Origin of the sequence: Bradyrhizobium sp. NBAIM08 (assembly GCF_020193935.1) — a bacterium.
Lineage (GTDB): Bacteria > Pseudomonadota > Alphaproteobacteria > Rhizobiales > Xanthobacteraceae > Bradyrhizobium > Bradyrhizobium yuanmingense.
The window spans coordinates 89432-114126 of sequence record NZ_JADYVR010000012.1 but is presented as its reverse complement, the minus strand read 5'-3'; the positions used below and the strand labels follow the sequence as shown (position 1 = coordinate 114126).

The 24695-nt window shown below is 65.3% G+C and carries 19 protein-coding genes; 13 read left to right on the top strand and 6 right to left on the bottom strand.

Translation table 11 applies throughout. The annotated features are described in order from the left end of the window. Window positions 1-2: 2 nt before the first annotated feature. Both I6F37_RS31115 and I6F37_RS31110 read left to right on the top strand, forming a co-directional pair. Window positions 3-1331: a polyhydroxyalkanoate depolymerase gene (locus I6F37_RS31115; protein ID WP_025033269.1), complete on the top strand. Its 1329-nt coding sequence runs from the start codon at window positions 3-5 to the stop codon at window positions 1329-1331. Window positions 1332-1548: 217 nt separating this feature from the next. Then, entirely contained in the window at window positions 1549-2388 is an 840-nt protein-coding gene (locus I6F37_RS31110; RefSeq protein WP_036023974.1) for a M48 family metallopeptidase, read from the top strand. 324 nt (window positions 2389-2712) lie between these two features. On the opposite strand, the gene I6F37_RS31105 is transcribed toward I6F37_RS31110, so the two are convergent. Next, entirely contained in the window at window positions 2713-4923 is a 2211-nt protein-coding gene (locus I6F37_RS31105) for a transglycosylase domain-containing protein (protein ID WP_225153626.1), read from the bottom strand. Between the two features lie 170 nt (window positions 4924-5093). Between I6F37_RS31105 and I6F37_RS31100 the strand changes: the two genes are divergently transcribed. Further along, window positions 5094-5519 (top strand): DUF1330 domain-containing protein, encoded by a 426-nt coding sequence (locus I6F37_RS31100; RefSeq protein ID WP_036002330.1) that lies wholly within the window; start codon window positions 5094-5096, stop codon window positions 5517-5519. Between the two features lie 129 nt (window positions 5520-5648). Here I6F37_RS31100 and I6F37_RS31095 read toward each other — a convergent pair whose 3' ends face one another. Both I6F37_RS31095 and I6F37_RS31090 read right to left on the bottom strand, forming a co-directional pair. Next, window positions 5649-6872: an ABC transporter substrate-binding protein gene (locus tag I6F37_RS31095; RefSeq protein ID WP_225153624.1), complete on the bottom strand. Its 1224-nt coding sequence runs from the start codon at window positions 6870-6872 to the stop codon at window positions 5649-5651. 134 nt (window positions 6873-7006) lie between these two features. Then, window positions 7007-7390, bottom strand: coding sequence for a DUF1304 domain-containing protein (locus I6F37_RS31090; protein ID WP_081494490.1), 384 nt, complete (start codon window positions 7388-7390; stop codon window positions 7007-7009). A 72-nt stretch (window positions 7391-7462) separates the two neighbouring features. On the opposite strand from I6F37_RS31090, the gene I6F37_RS31085 reads away from it, so the two are divergent. Continuing rightward, window positions 7463-7993 (top strand): methylated-DNA--[protein]-cysteine S-methyltransferase, encoded by a 531-nt coding sequence (locus I6F37_RS31085; RefSeq protein WP_036023966.1) that lies wholly within the window; start codon window positions 7463-7465, stop codon window positions 7991-7993. Window positions 7994-8001: 8 nt separating this feature from the next. Here I6F37_RS31085 and I6F37_RS31080 read toward each other — a convergent pair whose 3' ends face one another. Together I6F37_RS31080 and I6F37_RS31075 are read right to left on the bottom strand one after the other, a co-directional pair. Beyond that, window positions 8002-8187 carry a hypothetical protein gene (locus tag I6F37_RS31080; RefSeq protein WP_036023964.1) on the bottom strand — a complete coding sequence of 62 codons (186 nt, stop codon included), beginning with the start codon at window positions 8185-8187 and terminating at the stop codon, window positions 8002-8004. A gap of 33 nt (window positions 8188-8220) precedes the next feature. Further along, window positions 8221-11010, bottom strand: a complete 2790-nt coding sequence (locus I6F37_RS31075) for a [protein-PII] uridylyltransferase (RefSeq protein ID WP_225153622.1) — start codon at window positions 11008-11010, stop codon at window positions 8221-8223. A gap of 242 nt (window positions 11011-11252) precedes the next feature. Here I6F37_RS31075 and I6F37_RS31070 point away from each other — a divergent pair, with 242 nt between their 5' ends. From I6F37_RS31070 to I6F37_RS31060, 3 genes are all read left to right on the top strand, one after another. After that, window positions 11253-11762, top strand: coding sequence for an OsmC family protein (locus I6F37_RS31070; RefSeq protein WP_036002314.1), 510 nt, complete (start codon window positions 11253-11255; stop codon window positions 11760-11762). A gap of 184 nt (window positions 11763-11946) precedes the next feature. Beyond that, complete coding sequence (locus I6F37_RS31065; RefSeq protein WP_036002311.1) at window positions 11947-12756, top strand: hypothetical protein; 810 nt, start codon at window positions 11947-11949, stop codon at window positions 12754-12756. A gap of 366 nt (window positions 12757-13122) precedes the next feature. Further along, window positions 13123-14799 (top strand): PAS domain-containing methyl-accepting chemotaxis protein, encoded by a 1677-nt coding sequence (locus tag I6F37_RS31060; protein WP_225153620.1) that lies wholly within the window; start codon window positions 13123-13125, stop codon window positions 14797-14799. 120 nt (window positions 14800-14919) lie between these two features. Here I6F37_RS31060 and mutS read toward each other — a convergent pair whose 3' ends face one another. After that, entirely contained in the window at window positions 14920-17658 is a 2739-nt protein-coding gene (gene mutS / locus I6F37_RS31055; RefSeq protein ID WP_225153618.1) for a DNA mismatch repair protein MutS, read from the bottom strand. 320 nt (window positions 17659-17978) lie between these two features. On the opposite strand from mutS, the gene pcaF reads away from it, so the two are divergent. From pcaF to I6F37_RS31025, 6 genes are all read left to right on the top strand, one after another. Beyond that, window positions 17979-19187 (top strand): 3-oxoadipyl-CoA thiolase, encoded by a 1209-nt coding sequence (pcaF, locus tag I6F37_RS31050; protein ID WP_225113303.1) that lies wholly within the window; start codon window positions 17979-17981, stop codon window positions 19185-19187. 99 nt (window positions 19188-19286) lie between these two features. Beyond that, on the top strand, window positions 19287-20180 hold the full coding sequence (locus I6F37_RS31045) for a dioxygenase (protein ID WP_225153616.1): 894 nt from the start codon (window positions 19287-19289) through the stop codon (window positions 20178-20180). Between the two features lie 123 nt (window positions 20181-20303). Continuing rightward, the gene (gene pcaH / locus I6F37_RS31040; RefSeq protein ID WP_225153613.1) at window positions 20304-21005 is read left to right on the top strand and encodes a protocatechuate 3,4-dioxygenase subunit beta; all 702 of its coding nucleotides are present in this window, start codon (window positions 20304-20306) and stop codon (window positions 21003-21005) included. Then, the gene (pcaG, locus tag I6F37_RS31035) at window positions 21006-21608 is read left to right on the top strand and encodes a protocatechuate 3,4-dioxygenase subunit alpha (RefSeq protein WP_225153611.1); all 603 of its coding nucleotides are present in this window, start codon (window positions 21006-21008) and stop codon (window positions 21606-21608) included. A gap of 263 nt (window positions 21609-21871) precedes the next feature. Beyond that, window positions 21872-23560 carry a methyl-accepting chemotaxis protein gene (locus I6F37_RS31030; RefSeq protein WP_225153609.1) on the top strand — a complete coding sequence of 563 codons (1689 nt, stop codon included), beginning with the start codon at window positions 21872-21874 and terminating at the stop codon, window positions 23558-23560. Between the two features lie 70 nt (window positions 23561-23630). Continuing rightward, on the top strand, window positions 23631-24692 hold the full coding sequence (locus I6F37_RS31025; RefSeq protein ID WP_036002268.1) for a phosphotransferase: 1062 nt from the start codon (window positions 23631-23633) through the stop codon (window positions 24690-24692). The last annotated feature ends 3 nt before the right edge of the window (window positions 24693-24695 follow it).

Below are 24695 nucleotides of genomic sequence, written 5' to 3'. Positions count from 1 at the left end.
CGATGCCTATTGGTGAGTTCGGCGGCGCACCGCCCCTGGCGGCAGAAGGCAGTCCGGTCCTGACGACGCCGATGTACTGGATGTACGAGATGGCGCACGCCTCTCTCAATCCGGCGCGTGCGGTCACCGACGCGACCAAGCTGCTGTTTCAGAACCCCCTCAATCCCTGGTCGCGCACCGAGGTCGGCAAGTCGGTCGCTGCGGCCTGCGAATTGTTCGAGCGCACCACGCGCCGCTACGGCAAGCCGGAATGGGGTCTCAACGACACCGAGGTCAACGGCATCCGCGTCCCCGTCGAGATCCGCTCGGTCTGGGAAAAGCCGTTCTGCAAGCTGCTCTACTTCGACCGCAAGTTCGCCCGTCCGCTGCGCAGCCCGCAGCCGCGCGTGCTGATCGTGGCGCCGATGTCCGGCCATTATGCGACGCTGCTGCGCGGCACGGTCGAAGCCTTCCTGCCGGCGCATGAGGTCTACATCACCGACTGGGCCGATGCCCGCATGGTGCCCTTGAGCGAAGGCCGCTTCGATCTCGACGATTACATCGACTATGTCATCGAGATGCTGCATGTGCTCGGCGGCAACACCCACGTGATGGCGGTGTGCCAGCCCTCCGTGCCCGTCGTCGCGGCGGTCTCGATCATGGAAGCGCGGCGCGATCCGTTCGTGCCGACCTCAATGACGCTGATGGGCGGCCCGATCGACACCCGCCGCAATCCGACCGCGGTGAACAATCTCGCCCAGGAGCGCGGCATCGACTGGTTCCGCAACCACGTCATCACCAAAGTGCCGTTCCCGCATCCGGGCATGATGCGCGACGTCTATCCAGGATTCTTGCAGCTCAACGGCTTCATCAGCATGAATCTCGACCGGCACATGGATGCCCACAAGCAGCTGTTTGCCCATCTGGTGAAGGGCGACGGCGATCTCGCCGACAAGCATCGCGACTTCTACGACGAATATCTCGCGGTGATGGATCTGTCGGCCGAGTATTACCTGCAGACCGTCGACACCGTGTTCGTGAAGCACTCGTTGCCGAAGGGCGAGATGACCCATCGCGGAACCCGCGTCGATCCTTCCAAGGTCAAGCGCGTCGCGTTGATGACGGTCGAAGGCGAGAACGACGACATCTCCGGTCTCGGTCAGACCGAGGCGACGCACACATTGTGCAGCGCGATTCCCGATCATCGCCGCGTTCATTACGTCCAGAAGGGCGTCGGACATTACGGCGTGTTCAATGGATCGCGTTTCAAATCGGAGATCGTGCCACGGATTCATGACTTCATGGTTTCGGCTGCGAATCCTGCTTCGTTGCAGGCGCTTGCGGCTGAATAACCTCGAATTTCGGCTTTCCCGTCGAAATTTCGGCCCCTGTCGCGGCCTCCGGCGGGCGCAACTCCACGCCAGATTCGCGGTATTTAGGTAGCTTTATAGGAGTGAGTCTGCCCTCACCCCTTGGGGGTGTTGCATGCGTCCAGCGGGGGCGAAAAAAGCCGGTTCCAACCCCAGTCTGTAGGGTCTCCCGGACGCCTGACCGCTGTATATTGGGCAAATGATTTGTTTTTGCGCCGAGCGCTTCCCATGGCGGCGGTTATGGCAGAATCCGGGCGCCCTCCTGCCCCCCGGACTGACAGACATGGCCACCCGCGCACTCCTTTATCGTAGGCCCCACGAACCGAAGACCCTCGTCATCACCCACGGATCGCAATTTTTTGCGATTCGGCTGCGCCGGCACCGCCGCGCGCGCCGTTACACGCTCCGAATCCATCCGAGCGACCGCGAAGCCATCCTCACCATGCCGCCGCGCGGCACGCTTGCGGAGGCCAAGGACTTCGCACAGCGTCACGGTGCGTGGATCGCAGCGCGCCTCGGCCGCTTGCCGAAGGCCGCACCGTTCCAGCCGGGCACGGTGATACCGCTGCGCGGGACGCCGCATCGCATCGTTCATCGCGCCGGCACCCGCGGCACGGTGTGGACCGAGGTGCGTGACAGCGGTGAGCGCATTCTCTGCGTCGCTGGCGGCCTCGAGCATGTCGATCGGCGCGTCAGCGATTTCCTCAAGCGCGAGGCGCGCCGCGACCTGCAGCGCTCGGCGGAGGTCTACGCGGCCGAGCTCGGGGTCAGGGTCAAGCGCCTCTCAATCCGCGATCAGTCCAGCCGTTGGGGCTCCTGCACCTCGGCCGGCTCGCTGTCGTTCTCCTGGCGGCTGATCCTCGCCCCGCCCTTCGTGCTCGACTACCTCGCCGCGCACGAAGTCGCCCATCTCGTCGAGATGAACCACTCGCCGCGCTTCTGGCGCGTCTGCGGCAAGGTCTGCCCGTCGATGGAGCGCGCCAAGAAGTGGCTCGACACGTACGGGAATGATCTGCACCGGTATGGCGTCGAGGATTAGTTCCTCGCAGATCAGGCCGCGCTCTCAGCGCTGTCATCGCCCGCGAAGGCGGGCGATCCAGTACGCCGCAGCAGCCGTTATGAATCTCGATGCCTCGGAGTACTGGATTCCCCGCCTTCGCGGGGAATGACAGGAGAGAGTGGGCAGGCATCACCGCTCCATTCTCGCCACACTTCGCGACGATTGCGCCGCTTGCCTGATTAATCCCGGCGCATCAACCGCTTCGCAGCATCCAGCGCGCATCGCGCCGGACCTCGTCTTCTACTGTGCATGGGGTTGTTTTCGCAGTTTGTGCTTTGAGGCCCGAAGGGTCCTAACCCACAACTACCGATTCCCGCCGAACAGCCGATCCATCAGCCAGCCATCGAGCCCCGCCGCCGCTTCCGGCCGGACATTGGCGCGCGTCGGAGGCGGCGGGCGATAGCCGCCGGCGTTCGGTTGTGGCGGTGCCGCGGGCGTCGGCGGCGACACCTGCGAGGCCGCCTGCGCGAGGTTCGACAGGCCCCAGCCGCCGGGTGAGCTCGGCAAGGCCGCCACCGGCACGCCCTCGTGCGCGGCCTTCATGAAGCGCGACCAGACTTCGACCGGCAGGCCGCCGCCGGTCGCCTTCTTGGTCGGCGAGTTGTCGTCGTTGCCGAGCCAGACGCCGGTGACGAGACTCGCGGTGTAGCCGATGAACCAGGCGTCGCGATAATCCTGGCTGGTGCCGGTTTTGCCCGCCGCCGGCCAGCCCGGGATCTCCGCCTTCTTGGCAGTGCCCGAAACAAGCGTCTCCCGCATCATCGCGTTCATCATGCCGACATGGCGGGGGTCGATGACCTGGTTGCGCTCCTCCGCCTGGCGCATGTAGAGCAGCTTGCCGCTGACTGTCCTGATCCTTGTGACGACATGCGGCGCCACGGCGAGGCCGCCATTGGCGAACGGCGCATAGGCGCCGACCAGCTCGACCATGGAGACTTCGGAGGTGCCGAGCGCGATCGAGGCGTTGGGCTCGAGCTTGGAGCAGATGCCGAGGCGGTGTGCGGTGCGCACCACGTTCTTCGGCCCGACCTCGAGGCCAAGACGGATCGCGACGGTGTTGAGCGACATCGCCAGCGCCTGGGTCAGCGTCACCGCGCCGAAATATTCATGGGTGTAGTTCTCAGGACGCCAGCCCTTGACCTCGATCGGCGCGTCCTGGCGCATGGTGTCGGGCGTCAGCCCCTGCTCGAGCGCGGTCAGGTACACGAACGGCTTGAACGAGGAGCCCGGCTGACGTTTTGCGGTGACCGCGCGGTTGTACTGGCTGTCGGAATAGTTCCGCCCGCCCACCATGGCGCGCACCGCGCCGTCGGGCGTCATGGCCACCAGCGCGCCCTGGCTGACGTTGAACTTCACGCTCTTGGCCGCGAGCTCGTCGATGATGGCGGCTTCCGCCACGCTCTGCAGTTTCGGATCGATCGTGGTCTCGACCTTGATGCTCTCGTCGATCTGCCCGACCAGATCGTCCAGCACCTCGCCGATCCAGTCGGCGACATAGTTCACCGTGCCGGCGCCGGCCGGCTTCACGTTGTAGGAGGGATGGCCGATCGAGGCCTTCGCCTGCGCGTCGGTGATGAACTTCGCATCCGCCATCGCCGCGAGCACGATCTGGGCCCGCGCTTCGGCACCTTCCGGATTGCGGTTCGGGGCAAGGCGGGACGGCGACTTGACGAGGCCGGCCAGCATCGCGGCTTCCGCGACCGTCACGGCCTTCGCCGACTTGCCGAAATATTTCTGCGCTGCCGCCTCGACGCCGTAGGCGCCGGAGCCGAAATAGACGCGGTTGAGATAAAGCTCCAGGATCTCGTCCTTGGAATGCTTGCGCTCCAGCCAGATCGCGAGCTCCACCTCCTGCAGCTTGCGCTGAATGGTGCGCTCCTGGGTCAGGAACAGGTTCTTCGCGAGCTGCTGCGTCAAGGTCGAGCCGCCCTGCGACACGCCGCGATGAAGCAAATTGGTGACGAGGGCGCGCAGGATGCCGACCGGGTCGATCCCGAAATGCGAATAGAAGCGGCGGTCCTCGATCGCGATGAACGCCTTCGGCAAATGCGGCGGCAGATCCTTCAGCGCGACATTGGCGCCGGCCATCTCGCCGCGCTGGGCCAGAATGCTGCCGTCGATGCCGACGATCTGGATCGTTGGCGGGCGCTTCGGGATCTCCAGCGACTGGATCGGCGGCAGATGCGCGCCGACATAGATCACGACGCCGATCACCGCGATGACGCCCCACAGGCTCAGCACCGCGCCCCAATAGACCAGGCGGCCGAGACCGAACCCGCCACGCGACTTCGCTCGACGCTTGGCGCCGCTGCGGCCGGCTGGCGCCTTGCGCTCGCGCGGCGGCTCGGTGCCGGCATCCTCGCTCTTGCGCTTGGCGGATGGTTTCGCGGATTTCTTCGGCTTGTCGTCGCCGCCGGGAACGCGGTCTGCCGGGGTGAGCCGCAGATCGGCAAGCGCCGCGGGCAAGCCGAACAGCGGCTCCTTCCGCGCACCCTTTTTCTTTCCCCACGCCATACGCAAAACGCCCGGTCAGCCCGCCCCGCCGAGACGCTAGCGGTCGCTGTTTAAGGCCGGGTTACCCCGGCGTTAACGCACGATTAGGAGATGCGGCATTCGCCGGCCGCAGTTCCGCTTCCGGGGCCGCAAGGCTAGGATCGCTCGTATCAATAAGATGAGGGAGCGCCATGGGCCATATCGATCCGACCAAGGAGATCTTCGCGCAATTCCGGGAGAACGATCGGCCGGGCCCGATCCACATGCTCAACCTGGTGCGCCTGCGCAAAGAGGCGGCCTATCCCGACGGCCGCAAGGCCAGCGGCGCGGAAGCCTATGCGGCCTATGGCCGAGAAAGCGGCCCGGTGTTCGAACGGCTCGGCGGCCGCATCGTCTGGCAGGGCAAATTCGAGCTGATGCTGATCGGCCCGCAGGAGGAACGCTGGGACCATTGCTTCATCGCCGAATATCCAACCGTCGCCGCCTTCGTCGAGATGATCCGCGACCCCGTCTATCGTGAGGCGGTGAAGCACCGCCAGGCCGCGGTGGAGGATTCGCGGCTGATCCGGCACGCCGTGCTGCCGGTCGGGAAGAACTTTGGAGAGATACCGACCTGAACGCCAAGTAGGAGGCTCTCTCGATCGTCATGGCCGGGCTTGACCCGGCCATCCACGGCTTCCTTGACGCCCCAAGAACGTGGATGCCCGGGACAAGCCCGGGCATGACGTCGCAGAAGCAGATGCGTTCTAGCCCGACGGGCCGGTGTCCTCGATGATCGGTCCGAACAGCTCCCAGCGCTCGCCGTTGAACTTCATCATCTGCATCTGCTTGTTGACGCGGTAGTCGTTCGGCCCGGTGTTGATCTTGATGCCGGGCAGCGCCAGGCTCGGCGTGTAGCCCTTGATATTGGCGGCCTGCTTCATGATGTTCGCACGCGTCAGATCGTCGCCGCATTGCTTCAAGACCTGCACCAAGAGCTCGGCGACCGAATAGGCGTAGGTGTTGATGGTGTTGAGCTTGTCACCTTCCGGGAAATACTTGTCCATGAAAGCGAAGAAAGCCTTCACGCCGGGATCGTCCTTCCACTGCGGGTCGCTCGGCTCCTTGCCGTAATTGGTCGAGATGATGCCCTTGGAGATGTCGAGGCCTGCCGGCTTCAGCGTCGCCGAAATCGGGCTCGCATTGATGTCGAGGATGTGCACCGGCGTCCAGCCGAGATCGGCAAGCTTCTTGATCGCCTGCGCCGCGAATTTCGGCGTCGAGGCGTTATAGAACAGGTCGACGCCCATCGACTTCAGCTTCACCACCTGCGAGTCGACGGTGGGGTCGGTCACCTCATACGACACCTCGCCGACGATCATGTTGGCCTTGTCGCCGAGGCCGCTCTTGAGGCCGGCAAGATAGTCGCGGCCCATGTCGTCGTTCTGGTAGAGCACGCCGATCTTGGCGTTGGGGTGATTGGCGAGAATGTATTTTGCGTAGATCCGCCCCTCGGACACATAGTTGGGATTGTAAGCGATGGTCCAAGGATAGTTCTGCGGATCGTTGAAGCGCGCGGCGCCGGTCGAGGCCAGCAGCTGAGGTACCTTCTTGCCGTTGAGGTACTTCTGCACGGCGGCGTTCGCGGCTGTGCCGATCAGCTGAAAGGTGAACAGGACCTCGTCGCCCTCGACCAGCTTGCGCACCTGCTCGACGGTCTTCGGCGGCGAATAGGCGTCGTCATACTGGATCAGGTTGATCTTGCGGCCGTTGATGCCGCCCTGATCGTTGATCATCCTGAAATATGCGGCCTGGGTCTTGCCGATATTGGCGTAGACCGAATAGGCGCCGGAGAACGGCACGGTCTGGCCAATCTTGATCTCGGTGTCGCTTGCGCCGGTGTCGTATTTCTTCTGGGCGAGGGCCTGGCTGGTCGAGACTGCGAGGGCGAACGCCGCCGTGGCAGCTAGGAAGGCTCTGCGATTGTTCATATTGGAACGTTCCTCCTGACGGAATTATCGGCCGATGGTCTTTCTCCGTTGATTGCAACGGTCGCCATCGCTGCCGAAGATTGTGGAGGAAGCTTCGCCGCAGCGCAAGGATCGCGGCGCTGTGCCGTAGCGTCTCAGGCGAGAAACATCGCAATCAGCGCGATTGCCGCCGGCAGCGCCTGCACGATCAGAATCCGCGTGCTGACGGTCGCCGCGCCATAGGCGCCGGCCACGATTACGCAGAGCAGGAAGAACACCTTGATCTGGAATGCGAAGGCCGGGTTGCCGTGGAACAGGCCCCAGACCAGGCCGGCCGCGAGGAAGCCGTTATAGAGACCCTGATTGGCGGCCAGCACCCTGGTGATCTCGGCCTTCTCGGGCGAATTCCGAAACACCTTCAGGCCCAGCGGCTTGTCCCAGAGAAACATCTCCAGGACGAGGAAGAAGACGTGCAGCGCCGCGACCAGCGCCACCAGGATATTGGCGATCAGGATCAAGGTGAGCTCCCCCAAAAGCATCAGCTTTCGGGTGGACGTTAGCACGGCCGCCGTGGCAAGTGCGATCGATGTGTTTCGATTGCTGGTGCCGCAATGTCCGCTCGATCAACCAAGGTGCCTGAACGCTTCGGTCTCGACCACCTGGCGACGCCGATCGGGATTGCGCTGCTCGTCACCGATGCCGAGGGCAAGCTGCGCGCGCTCGACTGGGAAGACTATGAGCACCGCATGCGCGATCTGCTGCGCCTGCACTATGGCACAGTGGATCTGCGTGATCAGCCTGCGCCGTCGGACATGCGGACCGCACTCTCGCGCTATTTCGACGGTGATCTCGGTCAGCTCCAGAGCATCGCATGGCGTATCGCCGGCACGCCGTTCCAGCAAAAAGTCTGGACCGCGCTCGCGCAGATCCCCGCCGGCACCACGATGAGTTACGGCGCGCTCGCCGCGAAGATCGACATGCCCAGGGCGATACGAGCCGTCGGCCACGCCAACGGCTCAAATCCGATCAGTGTGGTGCTCCCGTGCCATCGCCTGATCGGAGCGGACGGTTCGCTGGTGAAGTATGGTGGTGGCCTCGAGCGGAAGAGATGGCTGCTGCGGCACGAGGGGGTGGAGATTTGACGCGCAGCTCAGATGCTGTTCGGGTTAATGCGCGGATCCCCCTGTTTCCAGTCAACCCATTCCTCTGCGTCTCGAAGCGAAACAAAGTCGGCGATCGGAATGTCTGTTAGGTCAGCGCGCCGTTCGATCACACGCCATCCGCCCTGTTCGAGGCGCTGGATTATGTAAGATTCGACCGGAAGGTAATCAGTCATTGCGGCTGAGCCTTTTGGGATTGCGAGGCTGGTTCAAGCCGCCGGCTGCACCGCCTTGTCGCCGGCCATCACATGGGTCAGCGCGCTCTTGATCGCGGCCTGGCGCGTCGGCGCGTTGATCTGGGCGCCCAGGAGGTCGGTGACGTAGAACACGTCGCGCGCGCGCTCGCCGAAGGTCGCGACATGGGCCGAGGCGATGTTGAGATTGAGCTTGGAGATCGCGGTGGTCAGCTCGTAGAGCAGGCCGGGCCGGTCGAGCCCGGAGACCTCGATCACGGTGTAGCGATCGGACCATTGGTTGTTGATCGTCACCTCTGGTTCGATCACGAAAGGCTTCGCCTTGCTGCGCACGGTGCGCCGCGCCACCACTTCGGGCAGGCGCAGCTTGCCCTCCAGCACGTCCTCGATCATCTCACCGATGCGCGTGGCGCGCCGTCCCTCGTCCTCGTCGCGGTCGTATTCGCGCGAGATCGAGATGGTGTCGAGCGCGCGGCCGTCGGTCGTGGTGTAGATCTGGGCGTCGACGATGTTGGCGCCGGCCGAGGCGCAGGCGCCGGCGATGATCGACAGCAGCCAGGGATGGTCGGCGGCGAAGATCGTCAGCTCGGTGACGCCGCGCACCTCGTCGAAACCGACATTGATCGCGAGCTTGTGGCCGGCCTGCTCGCTGGAGCGGACGAAGCGGGCGTGCCGGATCTTGCGCGGCAGCTCGACCTTGAGCCAGTAGGCCGGATAGTGCCGGCCGATATAGGCGTCGAGCTCGTCGTTCGGCCATTCGGCGAAGGCCATGCGGAATTCGGCGTGCGCAGCGGCGAGGCGCTTGCCGCGGTCGACCTCTGAGAAGCCGCCGGTCAGCACCGGCTCGGTCTCGTAGTATAGCGAGCGCAAGAGCTGCGCCTTCCAGCCGTTCCACACGCCAGGGCCGACGCCGCGGATGTCGGCGGTGGTCAGGATGGTCAAGAGCTTCATCTGCTCCACAGACTGCACCACGGCAGCGAAATTCTCGATGGTCTTGCGATCGGAGAGGTCGCGCGACTGCGCGACCGTGGACATCGTCAGGTGCTCCTCGATCAGCCAGGCCACGAGCTCGGTGTCGGCCGGGCTGAAGCCGAGCCGCGGGCAGAGCCGCCGCGCCACCTTGGCGCCGGCGATGGAGTGGTCCTCGGGACGGCCCTTGGCGACGTCGTGCAGCAGCGTTGCGATGTAGATCACCGCGCGGTGCTCGGGCCGGATCTTGCGGAACAGGTCGCTCGCCAGCGCGAACTCCTCGATGCCGCCGCGCTCGATGTCCTGGAGGAAGCCGATGCAGCGGATCAGGTGCTCGTCGACGGTGTAGTGATGATACATGTTGAACTGCATCATCGAGACGATCTTGCCGAAGGCGCGGATGAAGTGACCGAGCACGCCGGTCTCGTTCATCCGCCGCAGCACGATCTCGGCATTGTCCGAGGTCAGGATCTCCATGAACAGCCGGTTGGCCTCGGGATTTTCGCGCAAGCCCGCATTGATCAGGCCGAGCGAGCGCGTCACGTCGCGCATCGCATCCGGATGGAAGGCAAGGTTGTTCTTCTGCGCGAGGCGGAAGATGCGGATCAGATTGACCGGGTCGTGCTTGAACACGTCGGGCGCGGCAACATTGATGCGGTTGTTGTCGACGACGAAGTCGTCGCTGTCGGGGACGCGCCGCTTCACTGCGCTCGGTCGCAGCCGCGCCATCACCCGGCTCAGCACCGGCGCGGGCTTGGCCTGCTGGTCCTCGAGCTTGGCGCAGAGGATGGCGGTGAGGTTGCCGACTTCCTTGGCGACCAGGAAGTAGTGCTTCATGAAGCGCTCGACGTCCTGCATGCCCGGATGCGAGGTGTAGCCGAGACGTATCGCGATCTCGCGCTGGAGATCGAAGGAGAGGCGCTCCTCGGCGCGACCAGAGTAGAAATGCAGATTGCAGCGCACCGACCAGAGGAAGTCGGCGCAGCGGCGGAAGGTGCGATATTCCTGCGCGTCGAACACGCCGCGCCCGACCAGCTCGTGGGTGTCGCGGACGCGGTAGACGTATTTGGCGATCCAGAACAGTGTGTGCAGGTCGCGCAAGGCCCCCTTGCCGTCCTTGACGTTGGGCTCGACCAGATAACGCGACTGGCCGCCGCGGCGGTGGCGCTCCTCGCGCTCGGCGAGCTTTGCGGTGACGAATTCGGACGCGGTGCCCTGCACCACCTCCTTGTCGAAGCGCTCGACCAGCTCGTCATAGAGCGGCTTGTCGCCGGTGAGGAAGCGCGTCTCCAGGATCGCGGTCCGGATGGTCATGTCGCCGCGCGCCTGCCGGATCGATTCATCGACCGATCGCGTGGCGTGGCCGACCTTCAGCCCCATGTCCCAGAGGCAATAGAGAATGGCTTCGGCGACCTGCTCGCCCCAGGCGGTCTGCTTGTAGGGCAGGATGAAGAGCAGATCGATGTCCGATTCCGGCGCCATCAGGCCGCGGCCGTAGCCGCCGGTCGCCACCACCGCCATGCGCTCGGCGCCGCTCGGGATCGGCGAGCGGTAGAGATGGCGCGTCGCGGCCGAATACAGGATGCGGATGATCTCGTCCTGCACGTGGCACAGCCGCTCGGCGCAGCGGCGGCCGTGGCGGTCCTTCAGAAGGATCGCCTGGGCGGCGGCGCGCGCCGCGATCAGCTCCGCCTTGAGCAATAGCGCCATCGCCGTGCGGAACGCGTCCTCGCGCCCCTCGTGCTTCTCGGCAAGCGCATCGACCGCGGCGGTGATCCGCGCGGTATCGAAGCGCTCGTCCACCTGTGGCTTCTGCTCAGTCGCGACGCTGTCCATGTCTTACCGGATATAAGAGGTGACAGGCGCTGTCACGAGACATTCGCAAGGGACGACCGGCGAGTTTCGCCACGCAGATGAATCGGCTTCGATACCGATATCGGCGCCTGGGGTAACGTCATGAATGTGCTCAGATTTTTCTCCTGGATCCCGGCTGGTCATGACTGCCTCCACCAATCATGGGCTGACACAAAACCAATCGCGCTCTATACCGCTCGTCGATATCCCCGGGAGAGAACAAGATGGACGCTGCAGAGCTGCGCCAGATGCAGGCCCCGATCAAGGAGCGCTACAAGACCGATCCCAAGGCTGCGCTGATCACGCTGAAGGCCAAGGGCTCCACCGATAGCGAAGGCATTGCGTGCAAGGTCGAGACCGGCCGCGCTATCGCGATGGCCGGCCTGCATCCGGGCACAGGCGGTTCCGGCCTCGAGCTCTGCTCCGGCGACATGCTGCTCGAAGCCCTGGTCGCCTGTGCCGGCGTCACGCTGAAATCGGTCGCGACCGCGATCGAGGTGCCCTTGAAGACCGGCAACGTCTATGCCGAGGGCGATCTCGATTTCCGCGGCACGCTCGGCATCGACAAGGAGACCCCGGTCGGCTTCGCCGAGATCCGCCTGCGCTTCGAGGTCGACACGTCAGCGCCGCAGGACAAGCTCGATCTGCTGCTCAAGCTCACCGAGCGGTATTGCGTGGTCTATCAGACCATCAAGAACGGCCCGAAGGTTTCGGTGTCGATGCAAAGGATGTAAGACGCAGGTCGTCATTCCACCGATTGGTGTCGTCCCGGGGCGCGCCGCTTGGCGCGAGCCCGGGACCCATAATCCCCGGCCGTCGGGATTTTCGGACGGTCGTTGCTCCTAGCTCTTAAGCCACCATGGCCTGTGGTTATGGATTCCGGGCTCGCGCTTCGCGCGCCCCGGAATGACAGATAAAATGTCCCTCGACCTCCACTTCCTCCTCTTCCTGCTCCTGCGCATGGCGATCGCGGCGGCGTTCGTGGTGACGGCATCGATCATCACCGAACGCTCGGGACCCGTGATCGGCGCGCTGATCGCGACCCTGCCGGTCTCGGCCGGGCCGTCCTACGTCTTTCTTGCGATCGATCATGACGCCGCGTTCGTCGCCCAGGGCGCGCTGGCGAGCCTGCCGGTCAATGCGGCAACGATCTTGATGTGCCTCACTTACGTTGTGCTGTCGCAGCGGCACACTCTCGTGGTGAGCTGCGGAAGCGCTTTCGCGGTATGGATCGGGATGGCCTCGATCATCCGCCAGTTCGACTGGTCGCTCGCCGCGGGGCTCGCCGCCAATCTGATCGCGTTCGGCATCTGCATTCCACTGCTCGCGCGCTATCGCCATGCGAAGATGCCGCTGGTGACGCGCCGCTGGTACGATGTGCCGATGCGCGCTGCGCTGGTTGCGACCCTTGTCGCCATCGTGGTTTCGACATCGAGTTGGGTCGGCCCGCGCATCAGCGGCATCATTGCACTCTTTCCCGTGGTGTTCTCCAGCATCATGGTCATCCTGCATCCGCGCATCGGTGGACCGCCGACCGCTGCCGTGCTCGCCAACTCCGCCTGGGGCCTGCTCGGATTTGGCATGGCGATTGCGGTCCTGCACGTTGCAGTCGTGTGGTTCGGCTCCGCCGCCGGCTTGTGCCTCGCGCTCGCAACCTGCGTGGCATGGAATCTGACGCTGTGGAGAATAGGACGGCGCGCCTTGCGCCGCACGCGGCCGATGCCGTGAGACTACGGATATGCGCGACGCGACGTCGCGAGAAGCCGATGTGGCCCGCTCGGATCAACCGTTGAATGAGCGCCATCATTTCAAGTCCTGCCGTACTGTTCCGGTGTGAGCTCCAGCGGCTCCTCGCGCTGACATGCTGATAACCCCCGTCGAATTCCCGACAGTAAAATTAGAACTTTGTTCGAGCTTTTGCCGTAAAGAATCAGGCTGCTCGCCCGCTTCGTTGCTGTCCGACCATCGCGACGGACCTTCCAATCGGATCTGGGGGAGACGCAGATTGGAATATGTCAGCACTGCTGCGCGATCAGTTCCTCGATACTGACGAGCATATCCCCCTTCGGCTCAATTCGAGATGGAGATTTCCTGATGTTCGGCCGTAAATTCCACACTGATGCACAATCGCGGCTCGATGCCATCGGCCGTTCGCAGGCGATGATCGAGTTCAATCTTGATGGGACGATCATCACGGCCAACAAGAATTTTCTCGACGCACTCGGCTACCGTCTCGAGGAGATCCAGGGCAAGCATCACTCGATGTTTGTGCCGGCCGACCAGCGCGACAGCGCCGAGTACAAGGCGTTTTGGGCCGCATTGAACCGTGGCGAGTATCAGGCGCGCGAGTTCAAGCGGATCGCGAAAGACGGCCACGAGGTCTGGATCGAGGCATCCTACAATCCGGTGCTCGACGGCAACGGCAAGACGGTGATGGTCGCCAAGATTGCGACCGACATCACCGCGAAGAAGATCCGCAGCATGACGGACGCCTCCAAGATCGCTGCCATCAGCCGCGCCCAGGCCGTCATCGAGTTCAATCTCGACGGCACCATCGTCTCGGCCAACGAGAACTTCTGCAAGGCGCTCGGCTATTCGCTCGACGAGATCAAGGGCAAGCATCACAGCCTGTTCGTGGCCGACGGCGATCGCAACAGCCCGGCCTATCGGGAATTCTGGGCCGCGCTCAACCGCGGCGAATACCAGGCGGGCGAGTTCAAGCGCATCGGCAAGGGCGGCCGCGAGGTCTGGATCCTCGCCTCCTACAATCCGTTGCTCGACGAAAACGGCAAGCCGTACGGCGTGGTCAAGTTCGCGACCGACGTCACCGCGGAGAAGCTGAAGAATGCCGATCTCGCCGGCCAGATCGCGGCGATCGACAAGGCCCAGGCCGTGATCGAGTTCAACATGGACGGCACGATCATCACCGCCAACGCCAACTTCCTCGGCGCGCTCGGCTATTCGCTGGCCGAGATCAAGGGCCGCCACCACAGCATGTTCGTCGAGCCCTCCGAGCGCGACGGCGCCGGCTATCGCGAGTTCTGGGCCGCGCTCAATCGCGGCCAGTACCAGGCTGCCGAATACAAGCGCATCGGCAAGGGCGGCAAGGAGGTCTATATCCAGGCCTCCTACAATCCGATCCTCGACCTCAACGGCAAGCCGTTCAAGGTCGTGAAATACGCCACCGACGTCACCAAGCAGGTCCTGGTCCGCATGGGCAACGAGCGCGTGCGGGGCATGATGGAATCTGTCGCCGCCGGCTCGGAGGAGCTCAACGCATCGGTGCGGGAGATCTCCGAGGCCATGACCAAGTCGCGCGAGACCGCGATGGGCGCGGTCGAGCAGGTCGGCGCCGCCGACGCGCAGGCCCAGCGCCTCACCGAGGCCGCGCAGGCGATGAGCGGCATCGTCGAGATGATCAACAACATCACGGGGCAGATCAACCTGCTCGCGCTCAACGCCACGATCGAATCGGCGCGCGCGGGCGAGGCCGGCCGCGGCTTCGCGGTGGTCGCTTCCGAGGTCAAGAGCCTCGCCAACCAGGCCAAGCAGGCGACCGACAAGATCGGCCAGGAGATCGGCAGCCTCAACAGCATCTCCGGCGACGTCGTCAGCGCGCTCGGCTCGATCAAGCAGGCGATCAACAATGTCAGCGAGTACGTGACCTCGACCGCCGCCGCGATCGAGGAGCAGAGCACGGTGACCAACGAGATGTCGACCAGCATGCAGCGCGCCGCCGCGGAAGCCGCGGCGATCGCGGCGCGGGGCTAGGCCGGGCTCGGAATTGCAGGGTGGGCAAAGGTGCGCTCTTTGCGCGCCGTGCCCACCATCTCTCCCCGATCGCTTCATGGAGCGGTGGGCACGCTCCGCTTCGCCCGCCCTACGGCACCATCACTGCTTCGGCAGCTTCGCCTTCAGCGCATACAGAGCATCGAGCGCCTCGCGCGGCGACATCTCGTCGGGGTGCAGCGCCTTCACCGCCTCCATCAGCAGCTCCGCTTCGCTCGGCGGCGCGGCTTCAGTGGCGGCGCGCGAAGGGACAGCGAACAGCGGCAGATCGTCCACCAGGGCTCGCGCGGTCTGGCCGCGGTCCTGCGCCTCCAGCTTGGACAGCACCGATTTGGCGCGCGTGATCACCGCCGGCGGCAGGCCGGCGAGTTTCGCCACCTGGATGCCGTAGGAGCGGTCGGCCGAGCCCGGCAGCACCTCGTGCAGGAACACGACGTTGCCCTGCCATTCCTTCACCCGCACCGTGGCGTTGAACATCCGCGGCAGTTTCGCCGCGAGCGCGGTCAGCTCGTGATAATGCGTCGCGAACAAGGTTCGGCAGCGGTTGCTCTCGTGCAGATGCTCGATCGCGGCCCAGGCGATCGAGAGGCCGTCGAAGGTCGCGGTGCCGCGGCCGATCTCATCCAGGATGACGAGCGAGCGCTCGCCGGCCTGGTTCAGGATCGCCGCGGTCTCGACCATCTCCACCATGAAGGTGGAGCGGCCGCGGGCGAGATCATCGGCGGCGCCGACGCGCGAGAACAGGCGGTCGACGATGCCGATCCGCGCGCGCGTCGCCGGCACGAAGCTGCCGATCTGGGCCATCAAGGCGATCAGCGCGTTCTGGCGCAGGAAGGTCGATTTACCGGCCATGTTGGGACCGGTGAGCAGCCAGAGCTGGCCTGACTTCTGCGCCGGCGCCGGCGACAGGTCGCAGGCATTGGCGATGAACGGCTCGCCGTTGCGCTTGAGCGCCTGCTCGACCACGGGGTGGCGGCCGGCCTCGATCGCAAAGCTGAGCGAACCGTCGACCTCGGGCCGCACATAGTTCTCGTCCACGGCGAGCTTGGCCAGTGACGTCGCGACGTCGAGCAGCGCAAAGCCTTGCGCCGCGGCGCGCAGATCGTCGCTGATCGCGAGCGCCTTGCCGCAGAGCCGCTCGAAGATCTCGAGCTCGAGGCCGAGCGCGCGGTCGCCGGCATTGGCGATCTTGGCCTCGATCTCGCCGAGCTCGGACGTGGTGAAGCGCACCTGTCCCGCCAGCGTCTGGCGATGGATGAAGGTCGCGTTCAGCGGCGGCGACATCAGCTTGTCGCCGTGCTGGGCGGTGACCTCGACGAAATAGCCGAGCACGTTGTTGTGCCGGATCTTGAGACCCTTGACGGAGGTCGCATCGGCGTAGCGCGCCTGCATCGAGGCGACCACGAGGCGCGAGGCATCGCGCAGGTTGCGCGCTTCGTCGAGCGCCGGCTCGTAGCCCTGGCGCACGAAGCCGCCGTCGCGCTTGATCAGCGGCAGCTGCTCGTCGAGCGCGCTGGCGAACTCGGCTGCGAGGGCGCGCGACGGCCGCTGCAGCGCCGCCATCACCGCCGCGATTTCCTGCGGCGGCTGATCCATTTCGGCGAGCCGCGTCAGCACCTGGTCGGCGGCGATGATGCCGTCGCGGATGCCGGCGAGGTCGCGCGGCCCGCCGCGGCCGACCGAGAGTCTGGCCAGAGCGCGCGACATGTCGGGCGCGCCGCGCAGGATGCTGCGGATGTCCTCGCGCGCGGCGGAATCGGCCACGAAGGTGCTGACTGCGTCTAGCCGCCGCGCGATCGCCGGCGCATCGGTCAGCGGCGCCGCCAGACGCTGCGCCAGCAGGCGGGAGCCTGCCGAGGTCACGGTGCAGTCGATCGCGTCGAGCAGCGAGCCGCGGCGTTCGCCGGCGAGCGTCCGCGTCAGCTCGAGATTGGCGCGCGTCGCCGGATCGATCGCCATGGTCGCACCCGAGGCTTCGCGCGCGGGCGGCGAGAGCGGCGGATGCTTGCCGACCTGGGTGCGGTCGACATAGGTGACGGCGGCGGCCGCCGCGGTGGCCTCCAGTCGCGTCAGCTGCGCGAGCCCGTCCATGGTCGCGACGGCAAAATAGTCGCAGAGCCGCTTCTCGGCGGTGGCGCCGTCGAAGACGTCGCGAGTCAGCGGTGTCACCGCCGGCAGCTCGCGCAAGGTCTGGCCGAGCTCGTTGTCGCCAAAGAGCGCGTCGGTGACGATCGCCTCGTTCGGGTTGATGCGCGCCAGCGTCGCGGCGAGCTCGCCGCCCGAGACCTCGGTGACCATGAATTCGGCCGTCGAGATGTCGATCCAGGCAAGGCCGAAGCGGTCGCCGCCGGCGGAGGAGCGGGCGCGCGCGATCGCCAGCAGGTAATTATTGGCGCGCGCATCCAGCAGTGTGTCCTCGGTCAGCGTGCCCGGCGTCACCAGCCGCACCACGCCGCGGCGTACCACGCTCTTGTTGCCGCGCGCTTTCGCCGCCGCGGGATCCTCGGTCTGCTCGCAGACCGCGACCCGATGCCCGGCGCTGATGAGACGATGCAGATAATCCTCTGAGCGCTCGACCGGCACGCCGCACATCGGGATATCCGCGCCCTGGTGCTTGCCGCGCTTGGTCAGGACGATGCCGAGCGTCCTCGAGGCGATCTCGGCATCCTCGAAGAACAGCTCGTAGAAGTCGCCCATCCGGTAGAACAGCAGCAAGCCCCGATGCGCCGCCTTGATCTCCAGATACTGCTCCATCATCGGCGTGACGCGCGCGGCAGCCTCGGCCTGCGGCGCGGGCGTGTCATCGGCGGGCGGAACTTGTATCGGCTGTTGCATCGTCATGGGCGGCGCAACCTACAAAATTTCGGCACCTGCTCCTATTTGCTTTGCCGGGGAAGCGAAGGTTTTCCACGTTGTCCGTGTAGCGCATGCGGCTGCCACATTTTCCGCCGTCATTCCGGGATGCGCCGGAACGGCGCAGGCCCCGAATCCATCGGGCCGCACGTCACGCCGACAAATGGATTCCGGGTTCGCGCCAAATGGCGCGCCCCGGAATGACGTCTGCTCCGCGAAACCGTCAATTGACCTGCCGCGGGCGCCCTCCTAAAACTCCGCCGACATTGAAGAATTTGGCCGGATCGCGGCATTCAGGGAGAACAACGATGCGTGACGTCTTTATCTGCGATGCCGTGCGGACCCCGATCGGCCGTTTCGGCGGCTCGCTCGCCAAGGTGCGCGCCGACGATCTCGCCGCCGCCCCGATCAAGGCGCTGATGGCCAAGCACCCCAATCTCGATTGGGCACAGGTGGACGAGGTGTTCTTCGGCTGCGCCAACCAGGCCGGCGAGGACAATCGCAACGTCGCGCGCATGGCGCTGCTGCTGGCGGGCCTGCCGGATTCGGTTCCCGGCCAGACTCTGAACCGGCTCTGCGCCTCGGGCCTGGATGCGGTCGGCGCCGCGGGCCGCGCCATTCGTTCCGGCGAGATCGATCTCGCGATTGCCGGCGGCGTCGAATCGATGACCCGCGCGCCCTTCGTGATGGGCAAGGCGCAGGAAGCCTTCTCGCGCTCGGCCGAAATCTTCGACACCACGATCGGCTGGCGCTTCATCAATCCGCTGCTGAAGGCGCAGTATGGCGTCGATGCGATGCCGGAAACCGGCGAGAACGTCGCCGAGGAGTTCCAGGTCTCGCGCGCGGACCAGGACGCCTTCGCCATCCGCTCCCAGCAGCGCGCAGGCGCTGCGATCGCGGCGGGGTATTTCGCCGAGGAAATCACGCCGATCACCATTCCCGGCGGCAAGGCCGGTCCTGTTACGGTCGACAAGGACGAGCATCCGCGCCCCGAGACCACGCTGGAAGGTCTCGCCAAGCTGAAGCCGATCGTGCGCAATCCCGGCACCGTCACCGCCGGCAATGCCTCCGGCGTCAATGACGGCGCCGCCGCCATGATCCTGGCCTCGGAAGCCGCGGTCAGGAAGCACGGCCTGACGCCGCGGGCGCGCATCCTCGGGCTCGCCTCGGCCGGTGTGCCGCCGCGGATCATGGGCATCGGCCCGGTGCCGGCGACCCGCAAGCTGATGGAGCGCCTCGGCAAGAGGATCAGCGATTTCGACCTGATCGAGCTGAACGAAGCCTTCGCCTCGCAAGGCATCGCCTGCATGCGCCAGCTCGGCGTCACCGATGACGCCGATTTCGTCAATCCGCATGGCGGCGCCATCGCGCTCGGCCATCCGCTCGGCATGAGCGGCGCCCGCCTCGCGCTCACCGCCGTGCACGGCATGGAGAAGCGCGGCGGCAAGCTCGCGCTCGCCACCATGTGCGTCGGCGTCGGTCAGGGCGTCGCGGTTGCGATCGAGAAGCTGAATTGAACTCTCTCCTTCGCCTCTCCCCGCTCTTCGCGGGAGAGGCGAAGTGCCCGGGCTCGCGCATTTCTCTCGCGTTCCGGAAAGACAGGGAGAAAATAGCCTGTGATCATCGAGCGCGAGAAGGACGTCACGGCCGCGGCCCTGGCGGTAATGGAACGGACATCCGATCCGCGGCTGCGCGAGATCATGGTCTCCCTGGTCAAGCATTTGCACGCCTTCGTCCGCGATGTCAGGCTGACCGAGAAGGAGTTCCGCGACGCCGCGGCGATCGTGGCCGAACTCGGCAAGCTGACCACCGATACGCATAACGAAGTCGTGCTGATGGCGGGGTCGCTCGGCGTCTCCTCGCTGGTGTGCCTGCTCAACAACGGCGATCAAGGCAATACGGAGACCGATCAATCATTGCTCGGGCCGTTCTGGCGGTTGAATTCGCCCCGGGTCGAGAATGGTGGATCGATCGTGCGCTCGGAGACACCGGGGGCCACGCTGTTCGTCAGCGGCCGCGTCGTCGATCAGGACGGCCGGCCCGTCGCCGGTGCCGAGGTCGATGTCTGGCACGCCTCGCCGGTCGGCCTCTACGAGAACCAGGACCCCGAGCAGGCCGACATGAATCTGCGCGGCAAGTTCACGACCGATTCTGACGGGCGCTTTTCCTTCCGCTCGGTGATGATGGTCGGCTATCCCATTCCGACCGACGGTGTCGTCGGCCGCCTGCTCGCGGCGCAGGCCCGCCACCCCTATCGTCCCGCGCATCTGCATGCCCTGATCTTCAAGCCGGGATTCAAGGTGCTGATCTCGCAGGTCTATGATCCCAGCGACCCCCATATCGACAGCGACGTGCAGTTCGGTGTGACACAGGCGCTGATCGGCAAGTTCGTGCGCCACGATACGCCGCATCCGACGGCGAAGGACGCCTCGTTGCCTTGGTATTCGCTCGACCATACCTACCGGCTCGAGGCCGGAGAGGCCGTGCTTCCGCGTGCGCCGATCAGGTAGCAGCGGCCGGCTGCCATGCGCGGGAACGCCGCCAAACCGGCTTTCCCAAATTAGTTATATCCTATAATGATTGGCGGAAGAGTTGACTGGCCGGACCGAAAACGGCCGGGGAGGAGTTCGCCAATGACATTCATCTATCCCACCGGCAGCAACGCGGCGCATCCGCTGCCGCTGTCGCCCGACTACAAGAGCTCGATCAAACGCGCGCCGAACAAGCCCTTGATTCCGATGCCCCATACGCTGTCGGAGCTGACCGGGCCGGTCTACGGCCACGAGACCGTGCGCGAGGGCGACAACGACCTCACCTGCCAGCACGCGGGCGAGCCGCTCGGCGAGCGCATCATCGTGCATGGCCATGTGCGCGACGAGGACGGCCGCGGCGTGCCGAACTCGCTCGTCGAGATCTGGCAGGCCAATTCCTGCGGCCGTTATGTCCACGTCCGTGATCAGCATCCGGCGCCGCTCGATCCGAATTTCACCGGCGCGGGCCGCACCGTGAGCGATGCGTCCGGCTATTATCGCTTCGTGACGATTAAGCCTGGCGCCTACCCTTGGGGCAATCACCACAATGCCTGGCGTCCAGCGCACATCCATCTGTCGGTGTTCGGCCATTCCTTCGTCACGCGCCTGGTGACGCAGATGTATTTCCCGAACGACCCCTTGTTCCCGTTCGACCCGATCTTCAACTCGGTGCCGGACGAGAAGGCGCGAGCGCGGATGGTCTCGTCGTTCGACTTGGAGAATACCCAGCCCGAATGGGCGCTGTGCTACCGCTTTGACATCGTGCTGCGCGGCAAGGACGCCACCCCCATGGAGAACCATTAAGTGCAAGAGTCCGCGAAGCCCGACGGGATCACCCCATCGCAGACGGTCGGTCCGTTCTTCAAATACGGCCTGACGCCGACCGGCGAGTACGCCTGGAACGACGCGTTCACCAATTCGACGCTGACGCCCGATGTCACCGGCGATCGCATCCGCATCAAGGGCCGGGTGTTCGATGGCGACGGCGTGGCCGTCCCCGATTGCATGCTGGAGATCTGGCAGGCGGATGCGCAGGGCCGCTTTGCCGATCCCCAGGACAAGCGCGCGCTGCCGAATGCGAGCTTCCGCGGCTTTGCCCGCTGCGGCACTGACAAGGACGGCAACTATTCCTTCGAGACCATCAAGCCGGGTGTCGTGCCCGATCCTGCTGGCAAGCCGCAGGCGCCGCACATCCTGGTTGCGGTGTTTGGCCGCGGCATGCTCAGGCATCTCTACACCCGCATCTATTTCAGCGACGAGGCCGGCAACGCCGCCGATCCCGTGCTGGCGCTGGTGCCGGCTGACCGCCGCGCCACGCTCACTGCGGTCCGCGAGGCCGGCAAGCCGGTCTACCGGCTCGACCTGCACCTGCAGGGCGACAACGAGACGGTGTTCTTCGACGTATGAGGGCAGGGCGTGCCGGGGAGGCCTGCTCCTCGGCACACATATCTCATTCGGCGCATCGGAGCCGGTGCTGCATTGCCGCATCAGACTCGAACGTTGATTTTGCGCGGTTGTGCGTCAGCCTCGCTGACTCAATACCGATGACTTGACGCCTAGCCTCCGTATTCATGCGGGGTTCGTGAAATACAATTCCGGCGCGAATCAATTCCGTATTTACCGTAGTCGTCTAGGGTGGCCGCAGTTTCGACGCCGACCTGGATTGTTTCATGAAATTTCGTCTGTCCTTGTCCTCTGCGATCGTCGCGTTTGGCGTCGTTCTCGCCATTGGTTTCGCCGCCGTTGTTTCGACCAGCCTGTACGCCCTAAAAGAGCTCAAGGTCGGCGGTCCGCTCTATTCCGACATCAAGCTCGGCAACGACCTCATCGCCGACATCCTGCCGCCGCCCGAATACATCATCGAAGCCTATCTCGAGGCGACGCTGGCCATGCGCGAGCCGGATCAGCTGGCGGCCCACGGCGAGCGTCTGGTCCAGCTCCGCAAGGACTACGACGAGCGCAAGGCGTTCTGGGTCTCCTCCAGCCTCTCGGCCGACCTCAAGACCGCGCTGGTGTCGAAATCCGATGCGGAGGTGCAGAAATTCTGGAAGGCGTCGGATCAGCTTCTGCCCGCCCTCAAGGCCAAGGACGCGGCGGCTTCCGAGCGCGTCTATGCGCAGCTCAAGGAGGCCTATACCGCGCATCGCGCCGTCATCGACAGCATCGTCGAGAGTGCTAACAAGCGGAATGCCGCCATGGAGAAGCTGGCCGCGGACCGCGACAGCGCGATGCTCTATATCCTCCTCGGCGTCTCCATCGCCGTCCTCGCCTTCGTTACCGCCGGCCTGCTGGGTGTTGCGCTCGGCGTGGTGCGCCCGATCGTGCGCATGACGGACACGATGCAGAAGCTCGCGACCGGCGATCTCGCCGCCGAGATTCCGTTCGCGCAGCGCCAGGACGAGGTCGGCTCGATGGCGGGTGCGCTTGTGGTGTTCAAGCAGGCGGCGGTCGAGAACTCCCGTCTGCGCGAGGAGCAGTTGCGGCAGGAACAGGCGGCGGCGCTCGCCAAGCGCTCCGCCCTGCACCAGATGGCCGAAACGGTCGAGCGCGAGACCGGCCGCTCGGTCGATACCGCGACCGCGGCGACGCAGGGCGTGGAGCAAGCCGCCTCCGGCCTCTCTGAGATCGCAAAGTCGCTCTCTGCGCAGTCGCAGGCGGTGGCGGCGGCCTCGACCCAGGCGCTCGGCAGCTCGCAGGCCGTCTCCGCTGCGGCCGAAGAGTTGAGCGCCTCGATCCGCGAGATCACGAGCCAGGTCGCGCGGACCAGCACCGTCACCAAATCGGCGGTGGCCGGCCGCGAGCAGGCGCGTTCGACCATTCAGGCGCTGGCCGGATCGGTGAAGAAGATCGCGGAGGTCTCCGACCTCATCGGCGGCATCGCAGGCCAGACCAACCTCCTCGCGCTCAACGCGACGATCGAGGCGGCGCGCGCCGGCGAGGCCGGCCGCGGCTTCGCGGTGGTTGCCGCCGAGGTGAAGTCCCTGTCCGACCAGACTGCCAAGTCCACCGAGGAGATCGGCCGGCTGATTGCAGAGATCCAGGCCTCGACGCAGGCCGCGGTCGACGCCGTCGAGGCCATGGGAGGCCACATCATCGAGATCGACGGCGTGGCGACATCGGTCGCTGCCGCAATGGAAGAGCAGGATGCCGCGACCCGGGAGATCACGCGGTCGATTTCCGAATCGGCCTCCGCCGCACAGGAGGTCTCGGCCAAGATCGGCGACGTCAGCCGCGATGCCGCCTCCGTCAACCAGCGCGCCGCGGATGTGAGGCAGGCGATCGCCGGGATGACGGCCAATCTCGATCAACTGCGCGCGATCGTCGTGCGGACGGTGCGCGACTCGACCGCCGCAGCCTGAGCCGGCGGCAGCCGCTGGTGCCCGGGCATGTGATCGTGCAGTATGACGCGGGACAGGGGCATCGTGGTTCATGACATCTCCACAATTGCCGGCGGTCGTTGAGCCCGCCCGACTGACGGCCGCGCTGCGCCGGGGCGGCGCGCTGGATGCAGGCGCCGTCCGCGAGGTGAAGGTGCTGCATCAGCGCGACACAGTGGTGTCGCATATCGTCAGGCTCGGGCTGCGCTATGTCGGCGAGTCCGCCGGTGCTCCGCAGTCGCTGATCCTCAAGACGCCCAATGCCGCTTTCGCCAAGCGCCTCGCCAATGGCGGCCGGCGCGAGGTGGGCTATTACACGCAGCTGGTGCCGCAGATGCCGCCGGGACTCGTGCCGCGCTGCTTTGATGGGCATTTCGACGAGGACAGCTTCGCCTGGCATCTGCTCCTGGAAGATCTCACCGACAGCCACGAGATCGCGACGGCCTGGCCGGTGCCGCCGTCGCGTGAGCAGACGTTCGCCATCGTCACGACGCTGGCGCGCTGGCATGCAGCCTGGTGGGACCATCCGAGCCTCGGCGAGACCCTCGGCACCTGGGCCAGCGTGGAGGACAGCGCGCAACGCATGGAGACGTTCGCGGGGCATTACGACCGCTTTGCCGATCTTCTCGGCGATCGCCTCAGCGAGGAACGGCGGATCCTCTATCGTCGGCTCATCGATCAGTCGGAGCGGCTGTCCCAGCGTTACCATTCACGCCGCCACCTCAGTATCACGCATGGCGATGCCCATGTCTGGAATTTCCTGCTGCCGCGCACGGGAATCGATGACACCGTGCGCATCTTCGATTTCGATCTGTGGAGCATCGACGTTCCGACGCACGACCTCGCCTACATGATGGCGATGCATTGGTATCCGGAACGCCGGCAGGCGCTCGAACGGCTGCTGCTCAATCTCTACCACGACACGCTGGTCGAGAGCGGCATCACCGGCTATTCGCGCGGAGCGCTCGACCGCGACTATCGCTGGGCGGTGCTCTGGCAGATCACGCGGCCGGTCTGGCAGTGGAGCATCAACATCCCGCCGCTGATCTGGTGGAACAATCTGGAGCGGGCGTTTGCGGCCGTGGATGATTTGGGCTGCGAGGAGCTGTTGTAGCGC

Coding starts and splice junctions, on each gene's coding strand:
- I6F37_RS31065 (WP_036002311.1), top strand. CDS start 11,947: ATGTCCCTCGACCTCCACTTCCTCCTCTTCCTGCTCCTGCGCATGGCG.
- I6F37_RS31115 (WP_025033269.1), top strand. CDS start 3: ATGCCTATTGGTGAGTTCGGCGGCGCACCGCCCCTGGCGGCAGAAGGC.
- pcaH (WP_225153613.1), top strand. CDS start 20,304: ATGACATTCATCTATCCCACCGGCAGCAACGCGGCGCATCCGCTGCCG.
- I6F37_RS31095 (WP_225153624.1), bottom strand. CDS start 6,872: ATGAACAATCGCAGAGCCTTCCTAGCTGCCACGGCGGCGTTCGCCCTC.
- I6F37_RS31100 (WP_036002330.1), top strand. CDS start 5,094: ATGGGCCATATCGATCCGACCAAGGAGATCTTCGCGCAATTCCGGGAG.
- pcaF (WP_225113303.1), top strand. CDS start 17,979: ATGCGTGACGTCTTTATCTGCGATGCCGTGCGGACCCCGATCGGCCGT.
- mutS (WP_225153618.1), bottom strand. CDS start 17,658: ATGACGATGCAACAGCCGATACAAGTTCCGCCCGCCGATGACACGCCC.
- I6F37_RS31080 (WP_036023964.1), bottom strand. CDS start 8,187: ATGACTGATTACCTTCCGGTCGAATCTTACATAATCCAGCGCCTCGAA.
- I6F37_RS31060 (WP_225153620.1), top strand. CDS start 13,123: ATGTTCGGCCGTAAATTCCACACTGATGCACAATCGCGGCTCGATGCC.
- I6F37_RS31070 (WP_036002314.1), top strand. CDS start 11,253: ATGGACGCTGCAGAGCTGCGCCAGATGCAGGCCCCGATCAAGGAGCGC.
- I6F37_RS31105 (WP_225153626.1), bottom strand. CDS start 4,923: ATGGCGTGGGGAAAGAAAAAGGGTGCGCGGAAGGAGCCGCTGTTCGGC.
- I6F37_RS31025 (WP_036002268.1), top strand. CDS start 23,631: ATGACATCTCCACAATTGCCGGCGGTCGTTGAGCCCGCCCGACTGACG.
- I6F37_RS31085 (WP_036023966.1), top strand. CDS start 7,463: ATGTCCGCTCGATCAACCAAGGTGCCTGAACGCTTCGGTCTCGACCAC.
- I6F37_RS31075 (WP_225153622.1), bottom strand. CDS start 11,010: ATGGACAGCGTCGCGACTGAGCAGAAGCCACAGGTGGACGAGCGCTTC.
- I6F37_RS31110 (WP_036023974.1), top strand. CDS start 1,549: ATGATTTGTTTTTGCGCCGAGCGCTTCCCATGGCGGCGGTTATGGCAG.
- I6F37_RS31090 (WP_081494490.1), bottom strand. CDS start 7,390: ATGCTTTTGGGGGAGCTCACCTTGATCCTGATCGCCAATATCCTGGTG.
- I6F37_RS31030 (WP_225153609.1), top strand. CDS start 21,872: ATGAAATTTCGTCTGTCCTTGTCCTCTGCGATCGTCGCGTTTGGCGTC.